We start from the raw sequence: 13,957 nt of genomic DNA on the forward strand, positions 1-13,957 counted from the left end.
CATCAGCGGACCTGCGCCCAGGCCTCGCGGGCCGCGGTCGGCCCGGGGGTCCCCGGCGCTCCGTGGGATCGATACCGCAGGTGGTCGTCGAGGTCGGCGACCATTCGGTAGGCCTCCGGCGTCCCGGGCCGCTCACCGTACGTGACGTCATTGAAAGCCGTTGCCGCTTGGTTCAATTCGTCGCTCAGGTGCGGCAGTGCGGCGCCCGCGTCGCGGGCGAGCTCGTTGGCGGTGCGCCCGGGCGCCGGTTCCAGCACGCCGGTCTCCTCGAGCTGCCGGGCGACCGCACGCAGCCGATGGCGGATCGCCGCCGCCCAATCTCCCTCCGCGGCATAGCTTTCCGCCGTCGCGCGATGCCGTTCGGCGGTGAGCAGGGCCGTGCCGAACAGCTGGTGGTCGCCGCCGCGGCGGGTGCGCATGGTGCGCCGCGCGACGATGACGGCGGCGGCCACGGCGGCCGCCAGCAGGACGAAGAGCACCATGCTGGTCAACCAGCCGCCCGGCACCGCGGCGGCCTTCTGCAGGAGCCGGTAGATGATGTCGTTGACCCAGTCGGTCAGTTGTTCGCCGGCGGAAGCCTTGCCGTAGATCGGTTTGTTGAGCTCGTTCTGCGCGGCCTGGTGGGCGGCATCTCGATCGATGTCGATGGAAGGCACGGTCAGCGGGTCCTCAAGCGGGCCGGGTGAGCCAGAGGTTGTCGGTGGATTCGACCGCGTAGGGTCCGCCGGCCGCGCCGGTCTGCAGCACCAGGTCGAAAGCCTCGGCACGCATTCGGCGGTCGGTGTAGAGCAGCACGGTCACCCCCGCGGTGAAGGGCGCGGTGATGATCTGCCCGATCGCCGCGCCGATCGACGTCACCGCGGTGCCGATCAGCAGGATCCCGACGGAGGTGTTTCCGGCGAGGATGATCTCGCCGACGATGTTGAACGGCGCCCCGACGGCGCCGCCGACCACGGTCGCGACCAGCAGGGTCAGCAACCGGATGCCCAGGACCCGCCAGAAGCCGTTGCGGACCAGGGCGAACGACCGCGTGAGGGCCTCCACGACGGGCAGCCGTTCGAGCACGATGAGCACGGGCGCGAATAACACAACCGTGTAGAGGTACACCAGCAGCGCGAGGACCGCGAGACCAAGCGGAAAGCCCAGCAGGACCGCCGCGGCCCCGTTACCGACGGCCGCCAGCACCGCGACGATCACCACGACAAGCCCCGCGAGCACCGCCACGGCCGCGGCCTCCAGCAGCGCCAGGCCGAGCAACGGCAGCAGCCGGCCGCGGATCTTGGCCCACGTCTCGGCCATCGTGATCGTCGACCCGAACACCGCGCGGCCGACGATGACGGTGAGCATGCCGGACAGCAGCATGCCGCCCAGCCAGGTGACCAGCAGGCCGCCCCCCATCGCGGCCACAGCCGTGCCCGCCACCCCGGCGGACAGTTCGTCGGCGCGCTCCGCGCCGAACCGGCCGTAGGCGGCCACGGGACTGAGGGTCGCGACCAGCGTGATGATTTGCATGACGATGACCACGATCGCGGTCAGCCCCAGCGTCGCCCGCGGGTTGGCGCGCACGTAACCCACCGCGCCATTGAAGATTTCACTCAGGGTCAGCGGGCGCAGCGGGATGATTCCGGGTTTGGCCGCCTGACCGTAGGGCGGGCCCGGTGGGGGCCCGTATCCCGGCGGTGCGCCATACCCGGGCCAGGGGCCGTAGGCCGGGGGCGGGCCGTAGCCCGGGGGCGGGCCGTACCCCGGGGGTGGGCCGTAGGCCGGGGGCGGCGGGCCATAGCCCGGGGGCGGGCCGTACCCCGGGGGCGGGCCATAGCCCGGTGGCGGGCCGTATCCGGGCGGCGGGCCCACCGGATACCCCGACGGAGGCGCGCTCACCGCGCTCCGGAGCCCTTCGAGCGGGCCGTGCGGGCCGCCCCGAGGTTGGTCATGGGGTCCATCCTGTCGGCGGTCGGGGCATTTCTCAATCTTGGCCGTCCCCCCGGCGCGGTAGCGTCTCGGTCATGGCGGAACTCAAAGCCCGGCTCCGGGCGGATCTGACCCAGGCGATGAAGTCCCAGGACAAGCTGCGAACGGCCACCCTGCGCATGCTGCTGGCCGCGATCCAGACCGAGGAAGTCTCCGGCAAGCAGGCCAGGGAGCTCACCGACGACGACGTCATCAAGGTGCTGGCCCGCGAATCACGCAAGCGCGGCGAGGCGGCCGAGATCTACACGCAGAACGGCCGCGGCGAGCTGGCCGCGAACGAGCACGCCGAGGCGCGGGTCATCGACGAGTACCTGCCGACCCCCCTCACCGAGGCCGAGCTCGCCGACGTCGCCGACACCGCCATCGCCCAGGTCGCCGAGGAAATCGGCGAGCGCCCCGGCGTGAAGCAGATGGGGATGGTGATGAAGGCGGCCACGGCCATCGCGGCCGGCAAGGCCGACGGCGCCCGGCTGTCCGCGGCGGTCAAGGAGCGCCTGTAGCTAACTCGGCGAGACGACGACCGTGCGCGTGCCGTCGCCGGCGCGCCGCGTGACCCGCCGGGCGTCCAGTTGCTCGAGCAGCGGCACCGCGACCCGCCGCGTGGTGGCGTTGATGACGGGCCGCAGGCTCGACGCGGTGCCGGGAAGCGCGGCCACGGCGTGCTCGGCGACCCGCTCGGGCTCGATCTCCCCGGCGCGCGCCCGCTGCTGCGCTTCGGCGATCACGGACTTCACCAGCGTGCGGCCCAGCACCCGCTGGGCTTCGGCCAGGCGCGGATCGGCCAGCAGCGTGTCGGTGCTCGGCACCCTCCGGCGCGGGTCGCTCATGTCGGGCCGGAGGAAGTATGGCGGAGGCGGACGGGAATCGAACCCGCCAGCGGCAGCGTCTGCCGTTCGACGGTTTTGAAGACCGCGCCGGTCACCAGACCGGACACGCCTCCTCGGACCATAGCGACATTATGTATGCGTGACCTATCGACTGACCCAATACGCCCACGGCGGCGGCTGCGCCTGCAAGATCCCGCCCGGGGAGCTCGAGGACGTCGTCCGCGGGCTCGGGGCGAGCGCACCCCGCGACCCGGTGGGCGAGTTGCTGGTGGGCCTCGACAGCGGCGACGACGCCGCCGTGGTGCGCATCGACGGGGGCACGGCGCTGATCGCGACGACGGACTTCTTCACCCCGGTGGTCGACGACGCCTACGACTGGGGCCGCATCGCGGCCGCCAACGCGCTGTCCGACGTCTACGCGATGGGCGGGCGTCCGGTGGTGGCGGTGAACCTGCTGGGCTGGCCGCGCGACGTGCTGCCGTTCGAGCTGGCCGCCGAGACGCTGCGCGGCGGGCGGGACGTCTGCGACCTGGCCGGCTGCCACCTCGCCGGCGGGCACAGCATCGACGACCCCGAACCCAAGTACGGGCTGGCCGTCACCGGGATCGCGGACCCAAACCGGTTGCTGCGCAACGATTCTGGCAAACCCGGAACGCCCCTGTCGCTGAGCAAGCCGCTCGGCGTCGGCGTGCTCAACAGCAGGCACAAGGCCACCGGCGAGCGCTTCGAGCAGGCGATCGAGGCGATGACCACGTTGAACGCCGACGCGGCCGACGCCGCGCTGGCCGTTGGCGCCGAATGTGCCACGGACGTAACGGGTTTCGGCCTGCTCGGCCACCTGTACAAGCTGGCGCGGGCCAGCGGCGTGACGGCGATCGTCGACGCGGCCGCGGTGCCCTATCTGGAGGGGGCGCGCGAGGCGCTGGCGGCCGGCTACGTCAGCGGGGGCACGCGACGCAACCTCGAGTGGGTGAGTCCGCACGCCGACCTCGCCGCGATCGACGAACAGGAAGCGCTGCTGCTCGCCGACGCGCAGACCTCGGGCGGGCTCCTGATCGCCGGTGAGATCCCGGGCGCCCCCGTGATCGGGGAGCTGGTGGCGCGCGGGGAGTACACCATCGTGGTGCGCTGAGGGCGCGGGGTTTCGGTCGCCCGCACTAGGGTAGAGGCCATGGGTATGCGGAACTTTTTCCTGGAATGGCCCGTCGTGCGTCAGCTGCGCTCACCGGACAAGCTCGGCCGCGGGTCGGCCGTGACCTCGAAGCAGACCCGCGCGGTGACGCCGCGCACGACGACCGCGGACCGCGTGGTGCAGAGCATCTGCCCGTACTGCGCGGTCGGTTGCGGTCAGAAGGTGTACGTCAAGGACGAGCGCGTGGTCCAGATCGAGGGTGACCCGGATTCACCGATCTCGCGGGGCCGCCTGTGCCCCAAGGGCGCCGCGAGCGAACAGCTGGTGAACTCGCCGGGCCGGCAGGTGCAGGTGCTCTACCGCGCCCCACGGGCGACCGAATGGCGGCCCCTCGAACTGGACACCGCGATCGACATGATCGCCGACCGCTTCGTCGAATCCCGCCGCCACACCTGGCAGGACATCGACAAGAAGGCCCACCCGCTGCGCCGCACCCTGGGGATCGCGGCGCTGGGCGGCGCGACGCTGGACAACGAAGAGAACTACCTCATCAAGAAGCTCTTCACGGCCGCGGGCGCCATCCAGATCGAGAACCAAGCTCGCATTTGACACTCCGCCACGGTTCCCGGTCTGGGGGCCTCCTTCGGGCGCGGCGGCGCCACCCAAACACTGCAGGACATGGCGAACGCCGATTGCATCGTCATCCAGGGCTCGAACATGGCCGAGTGCCATCCCGTCGGGTTCCAGTGGGTCGAGGAGGCGCGCGCCCGCGGCGCGCGGGTCATCCACGTCGACCCCCGCTTCACCCGCACGTCGGCGGTGGCGGACAGGCACATCCCGATCCGGGCCGGCTCGGACGTGGTGTTGCTCGGGGCGCTGATCAACCACGTCCTGCGCAATGAGCTGTGGTTCAAAGAGTACGTCGTCGCCTACACCAACGCCGCGACCCTCATCAACGAAAAGTTCAGGGACACCGAGGATTTGAACGGCTTGTTCTCCGGCTTCGATCCCGAGACTGGGCAGTACGACACGTCGACGTGGGCCTACGAGGAGCGGGAGAACGGCCAGGTCGAGTCTCCCGACGGCGGCCACACCCACGGCGCCAGCGCCGCGCACAGCGGCGCGGGGCACGAGCACGGCAGCGGCGGTCCGCCGCTCGCGCACGCCCGGGTGCAGCGGGACGAAACCCTGCAGCATCCGCGGACCGTCTTCCAGATCCTCAAGCGGCACTACGCCCGCTACACACCGGAGATGGTCAAGGAAGTCTGCGGCATCGGCCGCGAGGACTTCGACTACCTCGCCCGCTCGATCGTGGAGAACTCCGGGCGCGAGCGCACCACCTGCTTCGCCTACGCCGTCGGATGGACACAGCACACCCTGGGCGCCCAATTCATCCGCACCGCAACGATTTTGCAGCTGCTGCTGGGCAACGTGGGGCGGCCGGGCAGCGGCATCATGGCGCTGCGCGGCCACGCCACCATCCAGGGTTCCACCGACATTCCGACGCTGTTCAACCTGCTGCCGGGATACCTGGCGATGCCCAAGGCCGGAATGCACGACACGCTGGCCGACTATCTGGACGCCGTCGCGTCCAAGAAGCAGAAGGGCTTCTGGGCCAACGCCGACGCCTACATGGTCAGCCTGCTCAAGGCGTGGTGGGGTGACGCGGCGACCGAGGACAACGACTGGGCCTACGGCTACCTGCCGCGGCTGTCCGGCCCGCACGGCACCTACCAGACCGTGACGGCGATGCTGGCCGACGAGGTGGAGGGCTACTTCCTGCTCGGCCAGAACCCCGCGGTCGGATCGGCGCACGGCCGGATGCAGCGCCTCGGCATGTCGCACCTCAAGTGGCTGGTGGTGCGCGACCTGAACCTCATCGAGTCGGCCACCTGGTGGAAGGACGGGCCGGAGATCGCGTCGGGCGAACTGCGCACCGAGGACATCGAGACCGAGGTGTTCTTCCTGCCGGCGGCCTCGCACGTGGAGAAGGCGGGATCGTTCACCCAGACCCAGCGGCTGGTGCAGTGGCGGCACAAGGCCGTCGACCCGCCGGGGCAGTGCCAGAGCGAGCTGGAGTTCTTCTTCGAACTCGGCAAGCGGATCAGGCAGCGGCTGGCCGGATCGACCGACGAACGCGACCGGCCGCTGCTCGACCTGACCTGGGACTACCCCACCGACGAGAGCGGCGAACCCGACGGCGAGGCCGTGCTGGCGGAGATCAACGGCTACCACGCCGCCGACCGCACGCCGCTGTCGTCGTACACCGAGATGCGCGCCGACGGCTCGACGGCCGGCGGCTGCTGGATCTACACGGGCGTGTACGCCAACGCGGTCAACCAGGCCGCCCGTCGGGTGCCGCGCGGCGGCGACTCGCCGAGCCAGCACGAGTGGGGCTGGGCGTGGCCCGCCGACCGGCGGATCCTCTACAACCGCGCGTCCGCCGACCCCGAGGGCAGGCCGTGGAGCGAGCGCAAGCGCTACGTCTGGTGGGACGCCGGTCAGCACCGATGGGTCGGATACGACGTGCCAGACTTCGTGGAAGACCGGGCGCCGGGCAGCCGGCCCGATCCCGACGTCGGCGGCCCCGACGCCCTGGCCGGTGACGACCCGTTCGTCATGCAGGCCGACGGCAAGGGCTGGCTGTTCGCCCCCAAGGGTGTGGTCGACGGGCCGCTGCCCACGCATTACGAGCCGCAGGAGTCACCAGTCGCCAACCCGCTGTACCCCCAGCAGCGCAACCCCGCGCGAATCACCTTCCCGCGCAAGGACAATCTGAGCGCACCCAGCGCCGGGGAACCGGGGGCCGACGTCTACCCCTACGTGTTCACGACCTATCGGCTCACCGAGCATCACACCGCCGGCGGCATGAGCCGGTGGCTGCCCTACCTGTCGGAGCTGCAGCCGGAGATGTTCTGTGAGGTGTCCCCGGAGCTGGCCGCCGAACGCGGCCTGCAGCCCTACGGATGGGCGACGATCGTCTCGCCCCGGGCGGCGATCGAGGCCCGGGTGCTGGTGACCGCGCGCATGACGCCGCTGGTGGTGGCCGGCCACACGGTGCACCAGATCGGCTTGCCCTACCACTGGGGCGTCGGCAGCGACGCGGTGGTCAGCGGCGACGCCGCCAACGACCTGCTCGGTGTGACACTGGATCCCAACGTGCAGATCCAGGAGTCGAAGGCCGGGGCGTGCGACATCCGGCCGGGACGCCGGCCGCAGGGCGAGGAACTGCTGCGCCTCATCGCCGAGTATCAATCCCGTTCCGGGGCGACCACCGAGACCGGCAACGCAGCGATCAGCGACGGCGTATGGGAAGGGGGAGCCGATGGGTCAGCTCAGCGGGCCGACCGACCCGACGACTGACGCCGGCTGGGCGCAACCCAAGCCGCGCAAGGGATTCTTCACCGACACCTCGATCTGCATCGGATGCAAGGCCTGCGAGGTGGCCTGCAAGGAATGGAACCGCAACCCGCGCGACGGCGACCTGGAGCTGCTGGGCTCCTCCTACGACAACACCGGCGCGCTGGGGGCCAGCACGTGGCGGCACGTGGCGTTCATCGAGCAGGGCCGCGACCGCATCGAGGAGGCGCGCGAATCCGGCCGCGCCCTCATCGATTTGGGCATGCCCGCGCTTCCCGCCGCCGTTGACACGACACCCCCCGACACCCCGGAGTTCCGGTGGCTGATGTCGTCGGACGTGTGCAAGCACTGCACGCACGCCGGTTGCCTGGACGTCTGCCCGACGGGTGCGTTGTTCCGCACCGAGTTCGGCACGGTCGTCGTGCAGGACGACGTCTGCAACGGCTGCGGCACCTGCGTCGCGGGGTGCCCGTTCGGCGTGGTCGAACGCCGCAGCGACGGCACGTACGCCACCCCCGCGCAAAGGCCCGGGCGGCCCGACCGTCCCGCCGAGAAATTCGTCACCGGGGTCGCCCAGAAGTGCACCCTGTGCTACGACCGCCTCATCGAGGACCAGACCCCGGCGTGCGCCCAGACCTGCCCGACCACCTCGATCAAGTTCGGTGACCACGACGACCTGGTCGCGACCGCCCGGCAACGGGTCGCGGCGCTGCACGCCGAGGGGCGCACCGAGGCCCGGCTGTACGGTGCCAACGAGCGCGACGGCGTGGGCGGCATCGGGTCGATCTTCCTGCTGCTCGACGAACCCGAGGTGTACGGCCTGCCGCCCGACCCGCGGGTGTGCACGGCCGACCTCCCCCGGATGTTCGCCAGCGCGGTCATGGCCGCGGCCGGCATGGTCGGCGCAGCTGTCTTGGCCTTCCGGAAGGGTCGGTGAATATCCCTTGAGCACTTCGGAATTCGACAGCTTGCGCCCGCCCGAACCCGAGGGCGGCCGGCGCCGCAAAGGCAAGAGGCAGGGCCGTCGGGGCGGTGCGGACGGTTCACGCGAGATGCCGATGGTGCCCGAAGCCGACTTCACCTCCTATTACGGGCGTCCGGTGGTCAAGCCCGCGCCGTGGGGCCACGAAGTGCCGGCCTACCTGTTCCTCGGCGGTGTCGCCGGCGGGTCCGGCCTGCTGGCCGCCGGCGCCCAGCTGACCGGGCGAAACACGTTGCGCCGCAACGCGCGGCTGTCCGCGCTGATCGCGGTGATGCTGGGCGCGGCCGCGCTGGTCAAGGATCTGGGCCGGCCCGAGCGTTTCGTCAACATGCTGCGGACGGTCAAGCTGACCTCGCCGATGAGCATCGGCTCGTGGATTCTCAGCCTCTTCAGCGCCGGCATCGGGGTCGCCGCGGTCGCCGAGGTCGACCGGATGACGGGCGAGCGAATCCCGTTGGGGCCGTTGAGGTCCGTGCTGCGCGCCGTCGAGGGGCCGGCCGGATTGGAGGCGGCGGCCTTCGCGCCGCCGCTGGCCGTCTACACCGCGGTGCTGCTCACCGACACCGCGACCCCGACCTGGAACGCGGCCTATAGGGACCTGCCGTTCGTGTTCGCCAGTTCGGCGAGCCTGGCCGCATCGGGCCTGGCGATGATCACCACGCCGGTCGCCGAGGCCGGGCCGGCCCGCAGGCTGGCGGTCATCGGTGCGATCGCCGATCTGGTCTCGGCGCGGTTCACCGAATACCGGATGGACCCGGTGACCAGGGAACCCCTGCACCGGGGCAGGCCCGGCCGGCTGTTGGCGTGGAGCGAGCGGCTCGCCGCCGCCGGCGGGCTGGGCGCGCTGCTCGGCGGGCGGCACCGCGGGATCGCCGCCCTGTCCGGCCTGACGTTGCTGACGGCGTCGGCGATGCTGAGGTTCGGCTTCTTCGAGGCCGGGGTGGAGTCCACCCGCGATCCGCGTTACACGATCGAGCCGCAGAAACGCAGGCTGGCCGCGCGCCGGGCCGCCGGAACCGCCGGGGATTCGATCACCACCGCGGGCTAGCCACGCGCCTGTCCGCGTCGTCCCGGCCCGTAACGCCAGGGCGACTTTCGGCTCGGTTTCCCGCCCTGGCGTTACGCCCGGGCAGGGTGTCGGTATCGCTCAGCACACTTTCGGCCATGACGGACCCCTTTCTGGGCAGCGAGGCCCTGGCCGCGCGCCGCCTGACCCGGCATCAATTGCGAACCCGCTACAGGGCCCTTCACCAGGATGTGTACGTGCCGCTCGACGCCCACATGACGGCGGTGCTGCGCGCAAAGGCATGCTGGCTGCGGTCTCGCCGCCGAGGCATTCTCGCCGGCTTCTCCGCTTCCGCCCTGCACGGCGCGCGATGGATCGACCCGTCGCGGCCGGCAGAAATCATCGACACCAACCGCCGCAAAGCATCCGGAGTGCGGGTCTGGGAAGAACGCGTCGAGCCCGACGAGATCACCGTCATCAACGGCATGCGGGTCACCACTGCTGCTCGGACGGCCCTCGACCTGGGCAGGCGATGCCGGCTGTCCGAAGCGGTCGCCGCGATCGACGCGCTGGCGCGGGCGACCGAGTTGAAGATGGCCGACCTCGAGCTCGCCGTCGACCGCAACCGCGGCCGCCCCGGTATCAACGCCGCGAAGGCGGCGATCGAACTGGTCGACAGCGGGGCGCAGTCCCCGAGAGAGACCTGGCTACGCCTGCTGTTGATCAGTGCCGGCTTTCCGCGACCGCAGACCCAGATCCCGGTATGCAACGAATGGGGCGTTGTCGAGGCCTACCTGGACATGGGCTGGGAGGACATCCGGGTCGCCGTCGAGTACGACGGCGACCACCACCGATCCAGCCGCTCCCAATACGTGCGGGACATCCGCCGGCTCGACATGCTCGAGCGTCACGGGTGGATCGTCGTTCGAGTCATCGCTGAAGATCGCCCCGCCGACATCATCCGCCGGGTGGCCCAGGCACGAGGCCGCCGGGCGTAACGCCACGGCGGTCCCATGCCGGAATTCTCGCCGTGGCGTTACACCCGCGGTGAAGCGGGTAATCCGCCTGGCATGACCAATTTCGGCTACACTCTCATGACCGAGCAGAGTGGACCCAAAGACCTTGTCCACTACGCCATTTCGGCCGAAGATCGCGGTTTCGACTTCGAAGTGTGCAGCGACCACTTCACCCCGTGGCTGATGTCGCAGGGCCATGCGCCCAACGCCTGGGCGGTGCTGGGCGCGGTGGCGCACGCCACCGAGCGCGTGGACCTCTACACCTACGTCACCTGCCCGACGATGCGCTACCACCCGGCCGTCGTCGCGCAGCAGGCCGCCACCGTGCAGATCCTGTCTGATGGCCGGTTCACCCTAGGCCTGGGCAGCGGGGAGAACCTCAACGAACACGTGGTCGGCAAGGGCTGGCCGACCGTGGAACGCCGCCAGGACATGCTGCGCGAGGCGATCAAGATCATCCGCGAGCTGTTCGGCGGCGACCTGGTCGACTGGCGCGGCGAGTACTTCCAGGTGGACTCGGCGCGGCTGTGGGACGTCCCCGACGTGCCGGTCGGCATCGCGGTGGCCATCGGCGGCAAGCGGGCGATCGACAAGTTCGTCAAGCTCGCCGACCACTTCGTCGCCGTCGAGCCCGACAAGGAGTTGGTCGACGCGTGGCACGCCGCCCGGCAGGCCGCCAACGGCGCCCAGGCCGGGCGGGTCGTCGGTCAGATACCGATCTCCTGGGATCCCGACCGCGACGCCGCCGTCCACCGCGCGCACGACCAGTTCCGCTGGTTCGCCGGCGGCTGGAAGGTCAACGCCGACCTCCCGACGCCGGCCGGGTTCGCCGGGGCGACCCAGTTCGTGCGCCCCGAGGACGTCGCCGACTCCATCCCGTGCGGCCCCGACCTGGACGCGATCGTCGAGGCGGTCCGGCCCTATTGGGAGGCCGGGTTCACCGACATCGCGCTGGTCCAGATCGGCGGCGAAACGCAGGAAAGGTTTCTCAAGGAGGCGGCCGAGCCGTTGCTGGAGGCGCTGCGGGACGCGTCGCGCTGAGGGTGGGTTTGGGCGGTGCCGGCCAGGGTATCCGATTGCGAGCGTGCGATGTGACGGCGCGAGCAATGACCGGCGTGATCCGCAAAGGTGTTGTGGCCCGGCGGATTAGAGCGCACAGGTAAATACGCGAAGCGCGAGGGAGTCGACGATGACCGATCCATCGAGAAATGCCACCGGCACCCTGGTGAAGGTCCTCGCGGCGACGAGCTTCGGTTTGGGCATCGGCGAACTCGTGGCACCCGGCAGGGTCGCCGCGATCGCCGGGGTCGACGAGACGCCCCGGTCGAGCCGGATCATCCGGGCGCTCGGCGCGCGCGAATGCGGGCCGGCGGCGGGGGACATCGCCTGCTGCGCGCGGCGGTGACGATCCGCCGGTCGCCGCAGGAGGTGTACGACTTCTGGCGCGACGTCGAGAATCTGCCGTCGTTCATGTATCACCTGAAGTCGGTCACGGCCAACGGCGACGGCCGCACCCACTGGGTGGCCAACGCCCCGGGCGGGCGGTCGGTGGAATGGGACGCCCAGATCACCGAGGACCAGCCCGGCCGGCGGATCGCGTGGCAATCGCTGCCCGGGTCGGTGGTGGAGAACGGCGGCAGCGTCGAATTCGCGCCCACGCCGGACGGCGACAGCACCGAGGTGCGCGTCACCATCGGCTACCACCTGCCCGGCGGTGCGCTCGGCAAGGCCGCGGCGACGCTGTTCGGTGAATCGCCCGACCAGGAGGTCAACGACGACCTTCGGCGCTTCAAGCAAATCATCGAGACGGGCCAGGTGCTGCGTTCCGACGGGTCCCCGGAGGGCACCTCCTCGGGCCGCCAACTGCACCAGCAACCCGGCCAACCGACGCAGGGAGCGCGATCATGAAGGCGACGATCTGGGCCGGCCGCAACAGCGTTGAGGTCCAGTCGATTCCGGACCCCGAGATCCTCAACGACCGTGACGCGATCGTCAAGATCACCTCGACCGCCATCTGCGGTTCGGACCTGCACCTCTACGACGGCTACATCCCGACGGTGAAGCGCGGCGACGTCCTGGGCCACGAGTTCATGGGCGAGGTCGTCGAGGTCGGCAAGGCGGTGCGCGACCTCGCCGTGGGCGACCGCGTGGTCGTCCCGTTCCCGATCGCGTGCGGGGCGTGCTCGGCCTGTGAGCGGGACCTGTTCTCGCTGTGCGAGAACTCCAACCCGAACGCCGGCATCGCCGAGAAGTTCATGGGCCACTCCCCGGCCGGGCTGTTCGGGTACTCGCACATGCTGGGCGGGTTCGCCGGCGGCCAAGCCGAATACGCGCGGGTGCCGTTCGCCGACGTCGGCCCGCTGAAGATTGAGGACGACCTGACCGACGAGCAGGTGCTGTTCCTGTCGGACATCCTGCCGACCGGCTACATGGCCGCGGAGATGTGCGACATCGCGCCGGGCGACATCGTCGCCGTCTGGGGCGCGGGACCGGTCGGCCTCTTCGCGATCATGAGCGCGTATTTGCTGGGCGCGGCGAAAGTCGTTGCTGTCGACAGGGTGCCCTACCGGCTCGAGCTGGCGCAGAAACTCGGCGCGACTCCGGTGAACTTCGAGGAGACCGCGGTGCTCGAGCGGCTGCAAGACATCACCGCCGGGCGCGGGCCTGACCACTGCATCGACGCCGCGGGTATGGAAGCCCGCAACGGCGCCACCCTGGTGGACGCCTATGACCGCACCAAGCAGGCGATGCGATTGGAGACCGAACGGCCGCACGCACTTCGGGAGGCCGCGATGAGTTGCCGCAACGGCGGCACCATCTCGATCGTCGGGGTGTACGGGGGGCTGATGGACAAGTTCCCGATCGGCGCGATCATGAACCGGTCGCTGACCATCAAGACGGGTCAATGCCACGTGCAGCGGTACATGCGGCCGCTGCTGGACCGGATCCGCAAGGGCGAGATCGACCCGACCGTCATCGTCAGCCACCACCTGTCCCTCGACGAGGCGGCGCACGGCTACGAGATCTTCAAGCACAAAGAAGACCACTGCACAAAGGTGATTCTCAACCCGTAACAGGAGGTCGAACATGTCAAACGATCTGAACGGCAAGACGATTGCGATTCTGGCGGCCGACGGTGTGGAAAAGGTGGAACTCGAACAGCCGCGCGCGGCGCTCAGAGACGCCGGCGCCACGGTCGAGCTGCTGTCGCTAAAGACCGGCGAAATCCAGGCCCGCAATCACGATCTCGAGCCCGCCGGCACCTTCCCCGTCGACCGCGCGGTCGCCGACGCATCGGTCGGCGACTTCGACGGCCTGGTGCTTCCCGGCGGCACCGTGAACCCGGACAAGCTGCGCATGGACGACGACGCCGTCTCCTTCGTGCGCGACTTCGTCGACTCCGGAAAGCCCGTCGCCGCAATCTGTCACGGGCCCTGGACGCTGCTGGAAGCCGGTGTCGCGAAGGGCCGCACGCTCACCTCGTATCCGTCCATCCGCACGGACCTGCGTAACGCGGGCGCCAACGTGGTCGACGAAGAGGTGGTCGTCGACGGCAACCTGATCTCCAGTCGCTCGCCCAAGGACCTCCCGGCGTTCTGCGCGACGATCGTCGAGCAGTTCGGCCAGGGCTAGCCGCCCCGCGCTGGAAAGTTGCTCCGTTTG

At 70.3% G+C, this 13,957-nt stretch carries 14 protein-coding genes, 1 tRNA gene and 1 pseudogene; 11 read left to right on the forward strand and 5 right to left on the reverse strand.

The window, feature by feature from the left end:
• Positions 1-2: 2 nt before the first annotated feature.
• Together BN971_RS11350 and BN971_RS11355 are read right to left on the reverse strand one after the other, a co-directional pair.
• Positions 3-656, reverse strand: a complete 654-nt coding sequence (locus tag BN971_RS11350) for a DUF4129 domain-containing protein (RefSeq protein WP_085180034.1) — start codon at positions 654-656, stop codon at positions 3-5.
• A 13-nt stretch (positions 657-669) separates the two neighbouring features.
• Complete coding sequence (locus BN971_RS11355) at positions 670-1,971, reverse strand: DUF7847 domain-containing protein (RefSeq protein WP_170322158.1); 1,302 nt, start codon at positions 1,969-1,971, stop codon at positions 670-672.
• Between the two features lie 35 nt (positions 1,972-2,006).
• Here BN971_RS11355 and BN971_RS11360 point away from each other — a divergent pair, with 35 nt between their 5' ends.
• Positions 2,007-2,471, forward strand: coding sequence for a GatB/YqeY domain-containing protein (locus BN971_RS11360; protein ID WP_085182295.1), 465 nt, complete (start codon positions 2,007-2,009; stop codon positions 2,469-2,471).
• On the opposite strand, the gene BN971_RS26450 is transcribed toward BN971_RS11360, so the two are convergent.
• The 3 genes and pseudogenes from BN971_RS26450 to BN971_RS11370 all read right to left on the reverse strand — a co-directional run bounded on the left by BN971_RS26450 (position 2,472) and on the right by BN971_RS11370 (position 2,911).
• On the reverse strand, positions 2,472-2,558 hold the full coding sequence (locus BN971_RS26450; protein WP_249262731.1) for a SelB domain-containing protein: 87 nt from the start codon (positions 2,556-2,558) through the stop codon (positions 2,472-2,474). It lies immediately after the preceding gene.
• Between the two features lie 15 nt (positions 2,559-2,573).
• A pseudogene (locus BN971_RS11365) lies at positions 2,574-2,798 on the reverse strand (L-seryl-tRNA(Sec) selenium transferase); the annotation flags it as partial.
• A gap of 18 nt (positions 2,799-2,816) precedes the next feature.
• Positions 2,817-2,911: transfer RNA gene (locus BN971_RS11370), tRNA-Sec, on the reverse strand.
• A 26-nt stretch (positions 2,912-2,937) separates the two neighbouring features.
• Here BN971_RS11370 and selD point away from each other — a divergent pair.
• The 10 genes from selD (at position 2,938) to BN971_RS11425 (ending at position 13,927) form a co-directional block, all read left to right on the forward strand.
• On the forward strand, positions 2,938-3,930 hold the full coding sequence (selD, locus tag BN971_RS11375; RefSeq protein ID WP_085182298.1) for a selenide, water dikinase SelD: 993 nt from the start codon (positions 2,938-2,940) through the stop codon (positions 3,928-3,930).
• Positions 3,931-3,969: 39 nt separating this feature from the next.
• Complete coding sequence (fdh, locus tag BN971_RS11385) at positions 3,970-7,293, forward strand: formate dehydrogenase (RefSeq protein ID WP_249262726.1); 3,324 nt, start codon at positions 3,970-3,972, stop codon at positions 7,291-7,293.
• A complete protein-coding gene (locus BN971_RS11390) occupies positions 7,256-8,227 on the forward strand; it encodes a 4Fe-4S dicluster domain-containing protein (protein WP_085182301.1) in 972 nt (323 codons plus the stop codon). Before fdh ends, BN971_RS11390 begins: the two co-directional genes overlap by 38 nt.
• Before the next feature lie 7 nt (positions 8,228-8,234).
• Positions 8,235-9,320 (forward strand): NrfD/PsrC family molybdoenzyme membrane anchor subunit, encoded by a 1,086-nt coding sequence (gene nrfD, locus BN971_RS11395; protein WP_085182302.1) that lies wholly within the window; start codon positions 8,235-8,237, stop codon positions 9,318-9,320.
• 116 nt (positions 9,321-9,436) lie between these two features.
• Positions 9,437-10,276 (forward strand): hypothetical protein, encoded by an 840-nt coding sequence (locus BN971_RS11400; RefSeq protein WP_085182303.1) that lies wholly within the window; start codon positions 9,437-9,439, stop codon positions 10,274-10,276.
• 72 nt (positions 10,277-10,348) lie between these two features.
• A complete protein-coding gene (locus BN971_RS11405) occupies positions 10,349-11,335 on the forward strand; it encodes an LLM class F420-dependent oxidoreductase (RefSeq protein ID WP_085182304.1) in 987 nt (328 codons plus the stop codon).
• Positions 11,336-11,483: 148 nt separating this feature from the next.
• Entirely contained in the window at positions 11,484-11,699 is a 216-nt protein-coding gene (locus tag BN971_RS11410) for a hypothetical protein (RefSeq protein ID WP_090350106.1), read from the forward strand.
• Complete coding sequence (locus BN971_RS11415; protein ID WP_211704204.1) at positions 11,696-12,202, forward strand: SRPBCC family protein; 507 nt, start codon at positions 11,696-11,698, stop codon at positions 12,200-12,202. The genes BN971_RS11410 and BN971_RS11415 overlap by 4 nt, the downstream gene beginning before the upstream one ends.
• Entirely contained in the window at positions 12,199-13,368 is a 1,170-nt protein-coding gene (locus tag BN971_RS11420; RefSeq protein ID WP_085182306.1) for a zinc-dependent alcohol dehydrogenase, read from the forward strand. Before BN971_RS11415 ends, BN971_RS11420 begins: the two co-directional genes overlap by 4 nt.
• Positions 13,369-13,381: 13 nt before the next feature.
• Positions 13,382-13,927, forward strand: coding sequence for a type 1 glutamine amidotransferase domain-containing protein (locus BN971_RS11425; protein WP_085182307.1), 546 nt, complete (start codon positions 13,382-13,384; stop codon positions 13,925-13,927).
• Positions 13,928-13,957: the final 30 nt, after the last annotated feature.

It is taken from the genome of Mycobacterium bohemicum DSM 44277 (genome assembly GCF_001053185.1).
Taxonomy (GTDB): Bacteria; Actinomycetota; Actinomycetes; order Mycobacteriales; family Mycobacteriaceae; genus Mycobacterium; species Mycobacterium bohemicum.